The following is a 16,537-nucleotide window of genomic DNA, read 5'->3' on the forward strand; positions in this document are numbered from 1 at the left end:
CAGCGGCCGGGTGGAACGCCGGCCGGACACATCGTCAGAAAGAGAAGCTCATGCACATCGGCCTCATTGGACTCGGCAAAATGGGATTCAACATGAGGGAGCGGCTCCGCGAGAAGGGCATCGAGGTCACCGGCTTCGACCGCAATCCCGACCTCACCGATGTGTCGACCCTCGACGAGCTCGTCGAGGCGCTTCCCGCACCACGCATCGTCTGGGTGATGGTCCCCGCAGGCCAGATCACCGACGGTGTCGTCAAGGACCTCTCCGAGGTCCTGTCCGAGGGTGACCTCGTCATCGACGGCGGGAACTCGAAGTTCACCGACGATCAGATCCACGCCACGCTCCTCGCGCAGAAGGGCATCCGGTTCCTCGACTGCGGTGTCTCCGGCGGGGTGTGGGGGCTGGCGAACGGGTACGGCCTGATGGCCGGTGGCAGCCAGGCCGACGTGGAACTCGCCATGCCGGTCTTCGATGCCCTCCGCCCGGAGGGCGATCGCGCCGAGAGCTTCGTGCACGTGGGTGACGTCGGTGCGGGGCACTACGCCAAGATGGTCCACAACGGCATCGAGTACGGGCTCATGCAGTCCTACGCCGAAGGGTACGAACTCCTCGAGGCGAAGGACATCGTCAAGGACGTCCACGGGACCTTCGCCGCGTGGCAGAAGGGCACCGTCGTCCGCTCCTGGCTGCTGGACCTGCTCGTGAAGGCCCTCCAGGAGGACCCGGGGCTGTCGAAGATCGCCGGCTACGTCGAGGACTCCGGTGAGGGCCGCTGGACCGTCGAGGAAGCCATCGCGAATTCGGTCCCGGCCCCCGCCATCACAGCGGCTCTCTTCGCCCGTTTCACCTCGCGGCAGGACGACTCCCCGTCGATGAAGATGGTCGCAGCGCTCCGCAGCCAGTTCGGCGGCCATGCGGTGAAGCCGGCCCAGTCGAACCCCGAGTAGGTGCTCCCCGGTGTACGTTGAGCACCTCTCGCTCACCGGATTCCGGAGCTACAGGCAACTCGACACCGCCATAGAGCCCGGCATCACGGTCTTCGTCGGGCCGAACGGTGTCGGGAAGACGAACATCGTCGAGGCCATCGGGTATCTCGCGACACTCTCGTCGCACCGCGTGAGCACCGACAAACCGCTCATCGCCTTCGGCGAGGAACGCGCGATCATCCGTGGCCGATTCGTCCGCGGGACGCAACGCACCGGCGTCGAGGTGGAGATCAACGCCGTCGCCGCGAACCGGGCCCGGATCAACAGGTCCAATCCGGTGCGGGCCAGGGACGCCGCGGGAATCCTCAAGACCGTCCTCTTCGCTCCCGAGGACCTGGCACTGGTGAAGGGGGATCCCTCGGGAAGGCGCCGGTACCTGGACGAGGTCCTGGTCTCGCTCCTTCCCCATCAGTCGGCGCTGCGTGCCGAGTACGAGCGTGTCCTCAAGCAGCGCAACGCCCTCCTCAAGTCGGCACGTGCCGCCGGCAGGTTCTCCACGGCCCATGAGTCGACCCTCGACGTCTGGGACCAGCACCTCGCCGAAGCGGGGGCGAGACTGCTGTCCGCGCGGCTGCTCCTCGTGGACAAGCTGCGCCCGCACGTACAGCGCGCCTACAAGGAACTGACCGACGGTTCGAAAGGCGCCGACATCACCTACGTCTCCAGCGTCTCGTCGTCGTCGGACCTCGCGGGGGACTCCGACGGCGCGGGCACCGGAGGTGACGCGCCTCCGGAGGCGCTGCGGGATCTGGCACTGCCAGAACTGACCGCTCTGTTCGTGGGGAGCCTCCTCCGGCACCGCAGGAAGGAACTCGAGCGGGGCATCTCACTCGTGGGACCGCACCGGGACGAGCTCGACCTGCTCCTCGGCCAGGTCCCGGCCAAGGGCTATGCCTCGCACGGTGAGACCTGGTCGATGGCCCTCGCCCTGCGGCTGGCGTCGTACTACCTGCTGCTCGAGGAGGACCATACGCCCGGGGGCGATCCGGTGCTGATCCTCGACGACGTCTTCGCCGAACTCGACGCCCAACGGCGGACCCGCCTGGCGGCGATCGTCGCGCCGGCCGAGCAGGTGCTGGTGACGGCGGCCGTCGGGGACGACATACCGCAGGCCCTCCTGGGACGCCAGATCCGCGTCGTCCCGGGTGGGATCGAGGAGCCCGACGGTTCCACCGAGCAGCCGACCGATACCGGTGCGACCGCACGGGTGGAAACCGGGGAAACCGATGAGTGACGGACACCCGCCGGATGACGCCCCGTCCGACGGGGCGGATCCCGACATGCCGACGAGCCGGCACCGGGGCGGACGGGACGACGGCGCTGCGGGTGGGGACGGGACGGGGCAGCCCGGGCCGTTCCCCGAGCAGGATGCTCCCCAGGCGCTGCTCAACCGGCTGCGCAACGCTTCCCAGTCGCGGGGCACGCCCCGGGAGGCCGCAGCCTCACCCACCGCCAAGAAGACCCGCCGCCGGTACTCACCCGAACCCGTCTACGGCGGCAGGGACCCGGAGGGGGTCGGCAACGTCTTCTCGAGGATGCTGGCCGAACGAGGCTGGAAGTCGCCGGTGGCGATCGGATCGGTGCTGACCCGCTGGGACGAGATCGTCGGTGCCGACATCGCGGCGCACTGCGTACCCGAGAGCTTCGACGCCGACACGGTGCTCGTGCGGTGCGATTCCACGGCATGGGCGACACAGCTCCGCCTCATCACCCCGCAGGTGCTGCAGCGATTCGAGGCCGAACTCGGTGCCGGGGTGGTGACGCGCCTCGCCGTCGTCGGGCCGGCGGCGCCGAGCTGGCGCAAGGGCGGGCGCTCCGTCAAGGGGCGGGGGCCCCGCGACACGTACGGCTGAACCGAGCCGGTCCGCGCACCCGCTGGACGGCCTGTACGTCGATCGGGGGTCCGCCCGGCGTATACGTCCTCATGGAAGGACCCGCGATCGGCTCTGGTGGCTGTTTATTGGACAGTGAGGGCCTACTCGTGCGGGATTGTAGCCCTCCACAGGGTAGAATGGAGCGAGATTGTTTTGCCTATCCAGCTGAGGAGCCGTCTACGCCTGTGGCACACGAGAACGAGTTGAATGCAAGTGATGTGTTGATCGGCGAAGGCGAGTCCCCGATTCTGGAGGCGGCGACGGAACACGCATACGGTGCCAGCGAGATCACCGTCCTCGAGGGTCTGGAAGCGGTCCGGAAGCGCCCCGGAATGTACATCGGGTCCACCGGCCCCCGCGGTCTCCACCACCTCGTCTACGAAGTCGTGGACAACTCCGTCGACGAGGCGCTGGCCGGGTACTGCGACCACATCGAGATCACGCTCCAGACCGACGGCGGTGTCAAGGTCGTCGACAACGGACGCGGCATCCCCGTCGACATGCACCCCACCGAGGGACGTCCCACCGTGGAGGTCGTGATGACCATCCTCCATGCCGGCGGCAAGTTCGGCGGCGGAGGATACGCGGTATCGGGTGGCCTGCACGGCGTCGGTATCTCCGTCGTCAATGCCCTGTCCAAGCGCGTCGAGACCGAGGTCCGCCGCCAAGGACACGTCTGGCGCCAGTCCTTCAGGGACGGTGGCAAGCCGTTCGGTGAACTGAGGAAGGGTGAGGAGACCTCGGAGACCGGGACCACCCAGACGTTCTACCCCGACGAAGCGATCTTCGAGAGCACCGAGTTCGACTTCGAGACACTCCGCGCGCGCTTCCAGCAGATGGCGTTCCTCAACAAGGGGCTGCGCATCACACTGACCGACGAACGGGTCGACGCCGTGCAGACCGACGAGGTCACCGAGGTCGAGAACGCGCAGGAGTCCGACGGCGAGCCGAAGCACCGGGCCGTGGTGTATTTCTACGAGAACGGGTTGCTGGACTACGTCCGCCACCTCAACTCGTCCAAGCGCGTGGACGTCGTCCACCCCGACGTGATCGCCTTCGAGACCGAGGACACCGACCGGACCATGTCCGTCGAGATCGCGTTGCAGTGGACGTCGGCGTACTCCGAGAGCGTGCACACCTACGCGAACACGATCAACACGCACGAGGGTGGCACCCACGAAGAGGGCTTCCGTGCGGCCATGACCACGTTGATCAACAAGTACGCACGCGAGAAGAACATCATCAAGGAGAAGGACGACAACCTCACGGGTGACGACATCCGCGAGGGACTGACCGCCGTCATCTCCGTCAAGCTGTCGGAGCCGCAGTTCGAGGGCCAGACGAAGACGAAGCTCGGCAACTCCGAGGTCAAGGGCTTCGTCCAGCGTGTCGTCACCGATCAGCTGGGCGACTGGCTCGAGCGCAACCCCGGCCCGGCTCGCGATGTCATCCGCAAGTCGATCCAGGCGTCGCAGGCCCGCCTCGCGGCGCGCAAGGCGCGCGAGTCCACGCGGCGCAAGGGGCTGCTGGAGTCCGGTGGCATGCCGGGCAAGCTCAAGGACTGCCAGTCCAAGGACCCCGCCCGGTCCGAGATCTACATCGTGGAGGGCGACTCGGCCGGCGGTTCGGCCGTCCGAGGACGCAACCCCGAGACCCAGGCCATCCTCCCCCTCCGCGGGAAGATCCTGAACGTCGAACGCGCCCGCCTCGACCGCGCCCTCGGCAACAGCGAGGTCCAGGCCATGATCACCGCGTTCGGCGCGGGCATCGGCGAGGACTTCAACGTGGACAAGGCCCGCTACCACAAGATCGTGCTCATGGCCGACGCGGACGTGGACGGCCAGCACATCACCACGCTGCTGCTCACGCTGCTGTTCCGCTACATGCGTCCCCTGATCGAGAACGGCTTCGTCTACCTGGCCCAGCCGCCGCTGTACCGGATCAAGTGGTCCAACGCGAAGCACGACTACGTGTTCAGCGACCGCGAGCGTGACGAGGTGATCCGGATCGGGCTCGCCAACAACCAGCGGCTGCCCAAGGACAACGGCATCCAGCGCTACAAGGGCCTCGGCGAGATGGACTACACGGAACTGTGGGAGACCACCATGGATCCGGACCACCGCACGCTGCTCCAGGTGACCATGGACGACGCCGCCGCGGCGGACCAGGTGTTCTCGGTGCTGATGGGCGAGGACGTCGAGTCCCGCCGCAACTTCATCCAGCAGAACGCCAAGGACGTGCGTTTCCTCGATATCTGAGCCGACACCCGGCATCTTGCCGGCGCAAAGAAATCTGCTCGTTCCTCGCAGATATTAAAGCGCCTACACAAGATGTCGGGCATCGGCCGGCGACCGCGTCTCCTTTGTGGTCGAGAACCTTTCACGAACGGAACTGATTCATGAGTGACGACATCACCGGCAACGGACCGGACGAGCCCATCGAGGGTGAGGTCCTGACCGACCGCGTCGAGCAGGTCGACCTGCAGACCGAGATGCAGCGGTCCTACCTGGACTACGCGATGGCGGTTATCGTCGGCCGGGCCCTGCCCGACGTCCGCGACGGCCTCAAGCCCGTGCACCGCCGCGTGCTGTACGCCATGTTCGACGGCGGCTACCGGCCCGACCGCTCGTTCAACAAGTGTGCCCGCGTGGTCGGCGAGGTCATGGGCCAGTACCACCCGCACGGTGACTCCGCGATCTACGACGCCCTGGTCCGCCTGATCCAGGACTGGACCATGCGCTACCCGCTCGCGCTGGGCCAGGGGAACTTCGGCTCGCCCGGTAACGACGGCGCCGCGGCTCCGCGATACACCGAGACGAAGATGGCCCCGCTCGCCATGGAGATGGTGCGCGACATCGACGAGGAGACCGTCGACTTCCAGGACAACTACGACGGCAAGAACCAGGAGCCGACGATCCTGCCGTCGCGCTTCCCGAACCTGCTCGTCAACGGATCCTCGGGCATCGCGGTCGGCATGGCCACGAACATCCCGCCGCACAACCTGCGCGAGGTGGCCGACGGTGTCCAGTGGTACCTGGAGAACCCGGAGGCCTCGAAGGAAGAACTGCTCGAGGCGCTGATCGCCCGGATCAAGGGCCCCGACTTCCCGACCGGTGCCCAGATCCTGGGGCACAAGGGCATCGAGGACGCCTACCGCACCGGGCGCGGCTCGATCACCATGCGCGCCGTCGTCAATGTCGAGGAGATCCAGAACCGGACCTGCCTCGTCGTCACGGAGCTCCCGTACCAGGCCAACCCGGACAACCTCGCGATCAAGATCGCCGAACTGGTCAAGGACGGCAAGATCAGCGGCATCGCCGATCTGCGTGACGAGACGTCCGGACGGACCGGGCAGCGCCTGGTGATCGTGCTCAAGCGCGACGCCGTCGCCAAGGTGGTCCTCAACAACCTGTACAAGCACACGCAGCTCCAGGACAACTTCAGCGCGAACATGCTGGCGATCGTCGACGACGTGCCCCGCACGCTCAGCCTCGACGCCTTCATCCGGCACTGGGTGAACCACCAGCTCGAAGTCATCGTGCGGCGCACCCGCTACCGGCTGCGCAAGGCGGAAGAGGAGGCCCACATCCTCCGCGGCCTCCTGAAGGCGCTCGACGCGCTCGACGAGGTCATCGCGCTGATCCGCGCCTCCTCCACCACCGAGGAGGCCCGTGACGGGCTCATGGGGCTGCTCGCCATCGACGAGCTGCAGGCCACCGCCATCCTCAACATGCAGCTGCGCCGGCTCGCGGCGCTCGAGCGACAGAAGATCCAGGACCGGCACGCCGAACTCGAATCGATGATCACCGAGTTCAACCGCATCCTCGCCTCGGAGGACGTCCAGCGCGGCATCGTCAGCACGGAACTCGCGGAGATCGTGGCGAAGTTCGGCGACGACCGCCGCACCGACATCCTCATGGGTTACGACGGCGACATGAGCATGGAGGACCTCATCCCCGAGGAGGAGATGGTCGTCACCATCACCCGCGGGGGATACGTCAAGCGCACGCGCAGCGACAACTACCGGCAGCAGGCGCGCGGCGGCAAGGGCATCAAGGGGGCACAGCTGCGCGGCGACGACGTCGTTGAGCACTTCTTCGTCACCACCACGCACCACTGGCTCCTGTTCTTCACCAACCTGGGCCGGGTGTACCGGGCGAAGGCCTACGAGCTCGTCGAGGCCGCGCGTGATGCAAAGGGCCAGCACGTCGCGAATCTCCTGGCCTTCCAGCCGGACGAGACGATCGCCCAGGTGCTGGACCTGCGCGACTACCAGCAGTCCCCCTACCTGGTCCTGGCCACCAAGCGGGGGCTCGTCAAGAAGACCCGCCTCGAGGACTACGACACCAACCGGACGGCGGGTGTCATCGCGATCAACCTGCGCGACAACGACGAGCTCGTCTCCGCGCAGCTCGTCTCCGGCGAGGACGACATCATGCTCGTCTCGCGGAAGGGACAGTCGCTGCGCTTCACGGCCGACGACGACGCCCTGCGACCGATGGGACGCGCGACGTCGGGTGTGACCGGCATGAAGTTCCGCGACGACGACGAGCTGCTGGCCGCCAAGGTGGTCACCGACGACTCCTACGTCTTCATCGTCACCGAGGGCGGTTTCGCGAAGAGGACCAGGGTCGACGACTACCGTGTCCAGGGCCGTGGCGGCCTGGGTATCAAGGTCGCGAAGCTGGCCGAGGAGCGCGGGGACCTGGTGGGCGCCCTGGTGGTGCAGGAGGAGGACGAGGTGCTGGTCGTCATGGGCGGCGGCAAGGTCGTCCGGTCCGCCGTCGCCGGTGTCCCTGCCAAGGGCCGCGACACGATGGGCGTCATCTTCGCGAAGCCCGACAAGACCGACCGGATCATCGCCGTGGCCCGGAACAGCGAGCGTAGCGTCGCCGTGGAGGAGGGCCTCATCGAGGATCCCTCCGAGGGCAGCCCGGATGTCGACGTGATCGATACGGTCTCTCCGCAGGAGGATCCTGCGGAGTTCACAGCCGATGAAGTACGGTTGTCGACAGAGGAAACGGCTGAGCCTGACGCTGAGTCGCCGGAACACGGAGGTAGCGAGTGAGCTCGGCCAACACCAACCCGCGGTCGTCCAGCGGACAAGTGCGGACGCCCGGGGCTCCTCCGCGCGTGAACGCGCCTGCCCGCCCTGCCCAGCGTCCGGCATCCGCGGGTGCGCAGGCCGGCCGTCCGGGGCAGCGACCCAATCTCGTCAAGCCGGCACCGAAGGCGAAGGCCCGCAAGGCCCGCCTGCTCGTCAGCAAGGTCGATCCGTGGTCGGTCCTGAAGATGTCGTTCCTGCTGTCGGTCGCGCTGGGGATCGTCACGGTCGTCGCGTCCTTCGTCATCTGGACCGTCCTCGACCTGACCGGCATCTTCGACGGGGTCAACGAGCTCCTGCGGGAGATCGCCGGCTCCGAGAACGGTGGATTCGACCTCCGCCAGTTCGCGTCATTGCCGCAGGTGCTCTCGTTCGCCACGATCATCGCCGTGGTGAACGTGGTGCTCCTGACAGCCCTGGCCATGCTCTCGGCCGTGCTCTACAACATCTCGTCCACCCTGGTCGGCGGCATCGGCGTCACGCTGACGGACGACTAGGACACCTGCCCCTTCGGCGCCCGCGGGCGATTTGAGAAATGCCGAGACACTACTGTAAAGTCGTATCTCGGCCCGAAGAGGTATCGGGGCGTATAGCTCAGGCGGTTAGAGCGCTTCGCTGATAACGAAGAGGTCCCAGGTTCAAGTCCTGGTACGCCCACGGATCTGCCACCGGCAGGTAGTTGCAAGGAGACTGATGTGAAGAAGTTGCTCATCGCGGCAGCGGCTGCAGCCAGTGTCCTGATGTACAAGCGGTGGCAGGATTCCGAGAAGAGCAAGAACGTCTGGAGCAACGCCACGGACGATCTCGCATAGCACAGAGCATCATCCGGTGCATCTACACTGGACGAGTTCTGTTTCGGGGGCATGGCGCAATTGGTAGCGCACCTGCTTTGCAAGCAGGGGGTTCGGGGTTCGAGTCCCCGTGCCTCCACCGAAGGGAAGTCCCGGTCATCGACCGGGACTTCCCGCGTTAAGCGTCGTCCCGGGAGCACCGATGGAGTGCAATAGGGTTGCCGGGTGATTATCTTCCTCTCGATCCTGGGCGTGATCGGTGTGTCCGCATCCGGCCCGATCATGGCAGCGACGGCGGCGCCCGTCCTCGCCATAGCGTTCTGGCGGAACCTCCTGGGTGCGGTGCTCATGGGGGGGCCCGCCGCCGTCTCCAAGCGGGCCGAGTTCGCCGCCCTGCGCGGCGCGGACTACCGGCGGCTCGCCGTGGCGGCCGTGGCGCTGGCGCTGCACTTCGCATGCTTCATCACCGCGCTGAAGCTCACGTCCGTGGCAGCGGCCACCGCACTGGTCTGTCTCCAGGTGGCATGGATCGCACTGTTCAATGCGCTCCTGGGATCCCGGCCGCACGGTGCCGTGGTGGCGGGGCTCGCCGTCGCATTCGTGGGTGTGGTCATCATCACCGGGTTCGACCTCTCGCTCTCGGGCGAAGCGCTCCTCGGAGATCTGCTCGCGCTGGCCGGTGGGGCCCTGGCGGGTGTCTACCAGATGGCGGGAGCGGCGGCACGGCGGACGATGTCCACCGGCACCTACACGACCCTCTGCTACGGAGCCTGCGCCGGGATCCTGCTGGTCCTGTGCGCGATCACGGGGCAGCCGGTCATCGGCTTCTCCCCCGCGGCGTGGGCGGGGATCCTCGCGGTCACCCTGCTGGCGCAGATCATGGGCCACTCGGTGTTCAACCACCTGCTCGCGGTGATGAGTCCGCTCGTCGTGTCGATGATCATCCTGCTGGAGATCCCCGGCGCTGCACTCCTCGCGGCCGTGTTCCTCGGGGAGAAGCTTCCTGCCGGGACCTACGGGGGCCTGATCCTGATCCTTGTCGGCCTGGCTGTCGTCATCCGGGGCCAGCAGCGCAGGGACCGCCGGCGGATGCTGGAGCAGGCGACGGCCGGCCCCCCGCCCGCGCTCGGTGGGGACTGAAGCAGCGGGCGTAAACATTCCGAGAAAAGCATGCTTTTCCAGGAATAGAAAACCCCCGGCACCATGGTGCCGGGGGTCTCCTCCAGGAGTGGCGTCGTCAGGCCTTGGGCTCCTGCGGCTTGGCGGCGTGCTTCGCCGCTTCCGTCGCGTCCTTCGTCGACTCCGCGACCTTGGCGGCCGCATCCGCGGCTGTGGTCTTCACATCGCCGGCGGGCTCGGCCGACTCCTTCGTCGCTCGTTCGGCCGCTTCCTTGACGGAGGCGACGACGTCCTTCGCTTCCTGCGACGTGCCGCCGGAGGTGGAGGCAGGGGCGGACTTGATCGGAGCGGGGCTCTTCCAGGGATCCTCGACCGGCTTCGAGGCCCGCCATGCAGCGAGGCCGGCAATGATCGCGGACGCGATGATCCCGACGACGAGCCATCCCTTGCCCGACTTGCGTGCCTTGCTCTTCTTGAGATCCTTGGAGGCCTGCATGGTCGCGGCGACCAGGCGCTTCTGGGCGTTCTTCACGGCCTTCTTGTCGCCGGTCATCTTGATGACCGCCTTCTCGACGACCGGCGGCACGGTGGCCTCCGCGAGGGAGCGGGACGCCGTGTCGGCCGATTCCCCGAGCCGGGTGGACAGTGCCGGCAGGTACTCGTCCACGACCTTGCCCTTGGCGGAGGTCAGCGCGGGAGTGACCTTGTCGATCCGGTCCTGGATGAGGGGGGTGACGACGGCGATACCGCCGGATACCCCTTCCGTGGCCTTCCGGACGGTGTCCTGCAGTGCGGGGCCCGCGGTCTCGATGCCCTTCTCCAGCCGGGGCTTGGCCCAGCCGTAGGCGGCATCGACGTGCGGTGATGCCCAGGCCCGCGCTGCTGCGACTCCGGCAGCGAAAGCTGCTCCGATGGCGACGCTCTCCTCGAGATCGTGGGGGGCGCGTACGTTGTTCTTCACAAAAACCTCCAGGGGGTGGTTGCTCGTTGTGATCAGCCTACGTTGCATGGGCAGGGGGTTGCTATCCGTGGCCCTGCGGAAGACCGTGCGAACCGGTTGTTCCACTGTGGGCGGAATGGCACTACTCCAGCTTATTGTCAGGGGCCGCGTGAAAGAATGGCCGAATGACTGCTATCCCAACCGCAAAAGCGACCATCCACACCAACCAGGGCGATATCGAGGTGAACCTCTTCGGCAACCATGCGCCGAAGACCGTGAAGAACTTCGTGGGCCTCGCGACGGGCGAGATCGCCTGGACGCACCCCCAGACCGGGGAGGAGAGCAACGCTCCCCTCTACAACGGCACCATCTTCCACCGCATCATCAGGGACTTCATGATCCAGGGCGGCGATCCCCTGGGGCAGGGCATCGGGGGCCCCGGCTACAAGTTCGACGACGAGATCAACCCCGACCTGACGTTCACCGAGCCGTACAAGCTCGCCATGGCCAATGCCGGGCTGCAGGGAGGACGAGGGACCAACGGATCGCAGTTCTTCATCACGTCCGTCCCGACGACGTGGCTCCAGGGCAAGCACACCATCTTCGGAGACGTCACCGACGAGGAATCACGCAAGGTGGTCGACAAGCTGAACTCGATCGCAACGGACATGAGGGACAAGCCCCTCGACGACGTCGTCATCGAGAGCATCACCGTGGAACAGCTCTAACCGAATGTCCTACGGTGTCCCCGCGCCCGACGCCGGCAGCCAGGAGGCACCCGTCTGCCCGCGGCACCTCGATCGCGTCAGCTATGTGAGGTGCCAGCGGTGCGGCCGCCCGGCCTGCGCCGAATGCCAGCGGCCCGCCGCGGTCGGCTTCCAGTGCGTCGACTGCGTGCGTGAGCAGGCGGCGGGCGCGCCGGTCCGCAGGAACGCCTTCGGCGGCGTCGCGCGCGGGGGCACCCCCGTCGTCACCACCACGCTGATCGCCATCTGCGTGGGAGTGTTCCTGCTCCAGCTCGTGGTGCCGGGACTGACCCGGGCGTTCTCCTACGCACCGGTCTTCACCGCCGGCGCCGGCGGTGTCATACCGGCCGAGCCCTGGCGCATGCTCACCGCGGCCTTCCTCCACTCGCAGGGTTCCTTCCTGCACATCGCCTTCAACATGTATGCGCTGTACATCCTGGGAAAGGTCCTCGAGCCGTCGATGGGCCGGGCGCGGTTCCTGGCGCTGTACCTCGTCTCGGCGGTCGGCGGTTCCCTGGGCGTCCTCCTGCTGAGCGGGCCCCTGCAGTACGTGGTGGGCGCCTCGGGCGCCGTGTTCGGCCTTTTCGGGGCCCTGTTCATCATCCAGCGCAGGCGCGGTGGGGACGTACGCCAGATCGTCGTCCTGATCGCCATCAATGCCGTGATCGGGTTCGTGGTGCCGGGCATCGCGTGGCAGGCGCACCTCGGAGGACTCCTCGCCGGTGCTGCCTGCGCAGCCGTGATCGCCTACGCGCCGAAGGGAGCCCGCCAGTCGCGTCTGCAGTGGCTGGGGATCGGCGGCATCGTCGTGATCCTCGGTGGACTGACGTTCCTGGGCGTGACACTCCTCCCGATCTAGGAATCACACCGATGAAGGGCCGGCGCTCCTGCACCGGCCCTTCATCACGTTTTCCACACCCCTTATCCACACGGGGGATAACTTACACACATGTAATTCCACACCTGTGGATAAGCGGGGCCCGAGATTCCGGGCCGTTCCGTGAATCATCAACAATAATGTGCACACCTGTGGATAACTTTCTGCACACCGTGTGCACAGTGGGGACAAGGCCCGGCCGCGCTTCCCCCTCCCGGCCCCGAACCCCGCGCGGCACCTGCACCAGCGGTCCCTGCTCCCGCATCGGACCCCGAGGCGGGACCCGGTGGGGCCTCATCGAGCGCCGCCCGCCGGCACAGGGTACTTGGAGCGCGCAGTGCATCCGCGCCCTTCGGTAGAGGTCCCGCCGGCCGAGAGGCCCTTTGGGCAGCTCCACCCGCTCCGCCCCACCACACCGACGAAACCGCTCGTCCTCGACGGCCATGCCCTCCGGACCCGGGGGGCCGATCGGGCCTGCCTGTCGCGGAAGACGCGGTAGTTGCGGGGGTCGCGGGAGACGTGGGAGGTCGGTGATGTCGACGGCGAGCAGGGCAGCATCCTGGACGGGCCGCCGGAGGGTGCGACGCTGCGCCACCTGGTGCGGGACCATCCCGGGGAGGGTCCGGGGCGCGCCGATGGAATCGTCCTTCCGGCTGTGACCGGGGATCCGGCCATGGGCGGACCAGCGGACGTCCTCATCGGGTACCTGCCCGACGTCGACCGTGGCATCCGTGCACCGCTCACCGCGGCGGGCTACGGACCGGACGTGAACTCGACCCTCGGTGGATGTGGAACGGGTCCTACAGCTCCAGCGGTCAGCGCCAGCGCGTGGTCATCAGGAAACCGACGATGGCGATCCCGAAGCCCACCAGGATGTTCCATGACCCCCAGGCCGCGACCGGGAGGGTGGACATCGAGATGTAGAACGTGATGATCCACAGTAGGCCGATGATCATGAGCCCGAACATCACGGGCTTGTACCAGACCGGGTTCGGCTTGGGCTGCGAGGAATTCACGGTGGCCGCAGCGGAGCTGGCTCTCTTGCGGGGCTTGGACTCGGGCACGGATCCTCCTCGACAGGGCGCACCTGCGGATCAGGTACGCCGATGGTCTCGCCGGCCGCTCCGGCGCGTCGCGGTCCGCAGGCAACCCTGAGGGAACGACGACGTCCGGCGGCCCGGTTCTCCGAACGATTCTAGCCAAGAACCGCCGGCTACCGGTGCATCGAAGCGGCAGGGAGGGTTTCACCCGCGGGCCGCGCCGTCCGGACGGCATTACGGCGGGCTGCCATCGGCGGTTCCCAGCCCGGGAGCGTATCATTGCCTAGCCGGTGAGTGCTGGCATCCCCTGGATGCGCATCGTCCTCCCGGGGGTCCTCGCAGCCGCAGCACCGAGTGTCTGCGCGTTCCCCCTGGGTCTCCCGGTCCGACCCGCCTCCAGCTTCAACGATTGGTCCCCCTGAGCTCATGGCTGACACCACCCGTATCCTCGTCGTCGACAACTACGACAGCTTCGTCTACACGCTCGTCGGGTACCTGCAGGAACTCGGTGCCGAGACGACCGTGGTCCGGAACGACGACGTCACGCTCGCCGAGGCCGAGGAGATGGCCGCGTCCCGCGACGGCGTGCTGATCTCCCCCGGGCCCGGCACACCTGCCGAGGCCGGTGTCTGCGTCGATCTCATCCGGTGGTGCGGCGACCACGCGAAGCCGATGCTCGGAGTGTGCCTCGGGCACCAGGCACTGGCCGAAGCCTACGGCGGGACGGTCACGCATGCGCCCGAACTCATGCACGGCAAGACGTCACTCGTGGAACACGATTCTACGAGTGTCTTCGCCGGGCTCCCGTCGCCGGTCACCGCTACGCGCTACCACTCGCTCGCAGCGGTGAGTGACGACGTCCCGGCAGCCCTCACCGTCACCGCGCGGACGGCCAGCGGCATCATCATGGGACTCGAACACAGGACGGCTCCGCTGTGCGGCGTCCAGTTCCACCCCGAGTCGGTCCTGACCGAGGGCGGCTACCAGATGCTGGGGAACTGGCTCGAATCGCTGGGCCTCGAGGGCGCCGCGGCCACGGCGGCCGGACTCAGCCCCCTCATCGCGCGCTAGCTATCCGTCCTCGTCGGTGGGTTCCGACGAGGGCTCGTCGTCGGGACCCTCGGTCGGTCGTCCGTTCGATGTCTCGGACGGTTCGGGCGTGGGTGCCGGCGTCGGTTCGGGCGCCGGCTCGGCGGGTGCCGTCGCGACGGTGAGCACGATCTCCGTCCCCTGCTCCACCTCGGAGCGGGCAGGCGCCGACTGCGCCGTGACGATCCCCGGCGCGACGACGCTGTTCTCGACTTCTCGGACGGAGAACGGCAACCGGACCGCCGGATCCGCCAGCAGCGCCTCCGCCTGTGCGACGGTCAGGTCGGTGAGCAGCGGCACTGTCACCTTGCCGTTCGAGAGCACCAGGTCCACGGAACTCCCCACGGGGACGGACTGGCCGGCCTGGGGATTCGTGGTGATGACCCTGCCTTCGGGGACCTCGGCACTGGGTTCCTCCGTGATCCCACCGCCACGCAGGCCGAGCACCTCGAGCTGATCGCGCGCCGACGATTCCGTGAGCCCGGCGAGGGAGTCGGGCAGCACGACGTTGGCCGGCCCGAGGGAGACCGTCATGTTCACGCGTGACTCACGCTCCACCGATGCCCCCGGGGACGGATCGGATCCGATGACCTTCCCTGCCTCGACCGACGCGTTGTACTCCTCGTCGGTGGAGGGGACCAGACCGGCATCCACGATCACGTCCGTGGCGTCGGCCTCGGTCATCCCCGCGAGGTCGGGGACGACGACGGTCGCCACCTCCTGTGCCGGGGGGTCGCCCGCGACATTGGTGAGAAAGACATAGCCTCCGGCGAGGACGAGCAGGACCGCCACGAAGAACACCGTGATCCAGGCGGCGCGCGAGGATCTCCGCCGTCGGTCCTGCCGGTCCGCGGGCTCGTCGGCGCCCTGCAGGACGTCGAGACGGCCGTCGTCGGAACCGTCACCGTGCACGTCGGGGCGAGGGGGTCCGGCTGCCACGCGGTCCATGGCACGGGTCCGCGGATCCACCGAGGCTGCCGTCGCGCCGAACGCCGCAGCCCCGATCGTCTCCGCGCGCGTCCGTGTCCGGGGTGCCAGGACGTCCATCGCCTCGGTGGCCAGGCTCGGGGTGTCGGCCAGGACGATACCGCGGCGGGCGTCGAGCAGGGCACGCCGGAAGGAGGCCGCGTCCTGGAACCGGTGGTCACGGTCCTTCTGCAGGGCCCGGGCGAGGACGGAATCGAGCGCGGGCGTCACCGCCGGGTCGAGACTGCTGGCGAGGGGCGGTTCCTCCCGTACATGCTGGTAGGCGACCGACACGGGACTGTCACCGACGAACGGTGGACGCCCGGTGAGGAGTTCGAACAGCAGGCAGCCGGCCGAGTACAGGTCGCTGCGCGCGTCCACGGTCTCCCCACGCGCCTGTTCGGGTGAGAGGTACTGGGCCGTCCCGAGGACGGCCTGGGTCTGCGTCATGGTGGCCTGGGAGTCCGCCATGGCCCGCGCGATGCCGAAGTCCATGACCTTCACCGCGCCGTCCGGGGTGATCATGACGTTGGCCGGCTTGATGTCCCGGTGGACGATACCTGCTTTGTGACTGTATTCCAGGGCGTCCAGGACACCCTGGAGGTAGGTGACGCTGTCCTCGGGCGTGAGGTCGCCGGCCTTGACGTGGTCGCGGAGCGTGCGGCCCTCGACGTATTCCATGACGATGAAGGGGACACGGACCTCGTGCTGCGGCCGGTCCGGGATCTCCTCCTCGCCCGTGTCGTAGACGGCGACGATCGTCGGATTGTTGAGGCCGGCGACAGCCTGCGCCTCGCGCCTGAACCGCGACTGGAAGAGCGGGTCCCGGGCGAGGTCCTGTCGCAGCACCTTGATCGCGACGGAACGGCCGAGCCGGAGGTCACGACCGAGGTGCACGTCCGCCATACCGCCGCGGCCGATCAGTTCCCTGACCTCGTACCGCCCGTTCAGGACGCGCTCGGCGGTCATCACTCCGTGCCCTTCCGGCATCGGTCCCGACGCATC

General features: G+C 67.6%; 13 protein-coding genes, 2 tRNA genes and 1 pseudogene. 13 read left to right on the top strand and 3 right to left on the bottom strand.

Translation table 11 applies throughout. The features are described 5' to 3' along the window. Window positions 1-23: 23 nt before the first annotated feature. The 10 genes and pseudogenes from gnd to ACX80L_RS17210 form a co-directional block, all read left to right on the top strand. A pseudogene (gene gnd / locus ACX80L_RS17165) lies at window positions 24-947 on the top strand (phosphogluconate dehydrogenase (NAD(+)-dependent, decarboxylating)); the annotation flags it as partial. Between the two features lie 10 nt (window positions 948-957). Continuing rightward, window positions 958-2,220, top strand: a complete 1,263-nt coding sequence (gene recF, locus ACX80L_RS17170; protein WP_208740263.1) for a DNA replication/repair protein RecF — start codon at window positions 958-960, stop codon at window positions 2,218-2,220. Next, window positions 2,213-2,839, top strand: coding sequence for a DUF721 domain-containing protein (locus tag ACX80L_RS17175; protein ID WP_459291249.1), 627 nt, complete (start codon window positions 2,213-2,215; stop codon window positions 2,837-2,839). The genes recF and ACX80L_RS17175 overlap by 8 nt, the downstream gene beginning before the upstream one ends. 158 nt (window positions 2,840-2,997) lie before the next feature. Then, complete coding sequence (gene gyrB, locus ACX80L_RS17180) at window positions 2,998-5,118, top strand: DNA topoisomerase (ATP-hydrolyzing) subunit B (RefSeq protein ID WP_133080014.1); 2,121 nt, start codon at window positions 2,998-3,000, stop codon at window positions 5,116-5,118. A gap of 140 nt (window positions 5,119-5,258) precedes the next feature. Next, window positions 5,259-7,928 carry a DNA gyrase subunit A gene (gyrA, locus tag ACX80L_RS17185; protein ID WP_133080015.1) on the top strand — a complete coding sequence of 890 codons (2,670 nt, stop codon included), beginning with the start codon at window positions 5,259-5,261 and terminating at the stop codon, window positions 7,926-7,928. Continuing rightward, window positions 7,925-8,461: a DUF3566 domain-containing protein gene (locus tag ACX80L_RS17190; RefSeq protein ID WP_133080016.1), complete on the top strand. Its 537-nt coding sequence runs from the start codon at window positions 7,925-7,927 to the stop codon at window positions 8,459-8,461. Before gyrA ends, ACX80L_RS17190 begins: the two co-directional genes overlap by 4 nt. An 86-nt stretch (window positions 8,462-8,547) precedes the next feature. Then, window positions 8,548-8,621 (top strand) — tRNA-Ile (locus tag ACX80L_RS17195). Between the two features lie 38 nt (window positions 8,622-8,659). Beyond that, a complete protein-coding gene (locus ACX80L_RS17200) occupies window positions 8,660-8,776 on the top strand; it encodes a DLW-39 family protein (protein WP_459269412.1) in 117 nt (38 codons plus the stop codon). Between the two features lie 45 nt (window positions 8,777-8,821). Beyond that, window positions 8,822-8,894: transfer RNA gene (locus tag ACX80L_RS17205), tRNA-Ala, on the top strand. Between the two features lie 86 nt (window positions 8,895-8,980). Continuing rightward, window positions 8,981-9,895 carry an EamA family transporter gene (locus tag ACX80L_RS17210; protein ID WP_133080017.1) on the top strand — a complete coding sequence of 305 codons (915 nt, stop codon included), beginning with the start codon at window positions 8,981-8,983 and terminating at the stop codon, window positions 9,893-9,895. Window positions 9,896-9,992: 97 nt separating this feature from the next. Here the strand turns inward: ACX80L_RS17210 and ACX80L_RS17215 are convergent, their stop codons facing one another. Then, the gene (locus ACX80L_RS17215; RefSeq protein WP_459269411.1) at window positions 9,993-10,835 is read right to left on the bottom strand and encodes a hypothetical protein; all 843 of its coding nucleotides are present in this window, start codon (window positions 10,833-10,835) and stop codon (window positions 9,993-9,995) included. Between the two features lie 164 nt (window positions 10,836-10,999). Here ACX80L_RS17215 and ACX80L_RS17220 point away from each other — a divergent pair, with 164 nt between their 5' ends. After that, complete coding sequence (locus tag ACX80L_RS17220) at window positions 11,000-11,542, top strand: peptidylprolyl isomerase (RefSeq protein WP_133080019.1); 543 nt, start codon at window positions 11,000-11,002, stop codon at window positions 11,540-11,542. A gap of 4 nt (window positions 11,543-11,546) precedes the next feature. Beyond that, window positions 11,547-12,419 carry a rhomboid family intramembrane serine protease gene (locus ACX80L_RS17225; RefSeq protein WP_459291250.1) on the top strand — a complete coding sequence of 291 codons (873 nt, stop codon included), beginning with the start codon at window positions 11,547-11,549 and terminating at the stop codon, window positions 12,417-12,419. Window positions 12,420-13,252: 833 nt separating this feature from the next. Here ACX80L_RS17225 and ACX80L_RS17230 read toward each other — a convergent pair. Continuing rightward, window positions 13,253-13,501 carry a cell division protein CrgA gene (locus ACX80L_RS17230; protein ID WP_133080021.1) on the bottom strand — a complete coding sequence of 83 codons (249 nt, stop codon included), beginning with the start codon at window positions 13,499-13,501 and terminating at the stop codon, window positions 13,253-13,255. A gap of 402 nt (window positions 13,502-13,903) precedes the next feature. Here ACX80L_RS17230 and ACX80L_RS17235 point away from each other — a divergent pair, with 402 nt between their 5' ends. Further along, window positions 13,904-14,548: an aminodeoxychorismate/anthranilate synthase component II gene (locus ACX80L_RS17235; protein WP_133080022.1), complete on the top strand. Its 645-nt coding sequence runs from the start codon at window positions 13,904-13,906 to the stop codon at window positions 14,546-14,548. On the opposite strand, the gene pknB is transcribed toward ACX80L_RS17235, so the two are convergent. After that, window positions 14,549-16,501 carry a Stk1 family PASTA domain-containing Ser/Thr kinase gene (gene pknB, locus ACX80L_RS17240; RefSeq protein ID WP_459291252.1) on the bottom strand — a complete coding sequence of 651 codons (1,953 nt, stop codon included), beginning with the start codon at window positions 16,499-16,501 and terminating at the stop codon, window positions 14,549-14,551. Window positions 16,502-16,537 lie beyond the last annotated feature (36 nt).

It is taken from the genome of Arthrobacter sp. MDT1-48-3, from assembly GCF_054511015.1.

Bases quoted from the DNA above. Each gene is read 5' to 3' on its own strand.
- ACX80L_RS17235 (WP_133080022.1), top strand. From the start codon at position 13,904: ATGGCTGACACCACCCGTATCCTCGTCGTCGACAACTACGACAGCTTC.
- gyrA (WP_133080015.1), top strand. From the start codon at position 5,259: ATGAGTGACGACATCACCGGCAACGGACCGGACGAGCCCATCGAGGGT.
- ACX80L_RS17175 (WP_459291249.1), top strand. From the start codon at position 2,213: ATGAGTGACGGACACCCGCCGGATGACGCCCCGTCCGACGGGGCGGAT.
- ACX80L_RS17220 (WP_133080019.1), top strand. From the start codon at position 11,000: ATGACTGCTATCCCAACCGCAAAAGCGACCATCCACACCAACCAGGGC.
- gyrB (WP_133080014.1), top strand. From the start codon at position 2,998: ATGGAGCGAGATTGTTTTGCCTATCCAGCTGAGGAGCCGTCTACGCCT.
- ACX80L_RS17225 (WP_459291250.1), top strand. From the start codon at position 11,547: ATGTCCTACGGTGTCCCCGCGCCCGACGCCGGCAGCCAGGAGGCACCC.
- pknB (WP_459291252.1), bottom strand. From the start codon at position 16,501: ATGACCGCCGAGCGCGTCCTGAACGGGCGGTACGAGGTCAGGGAACTG.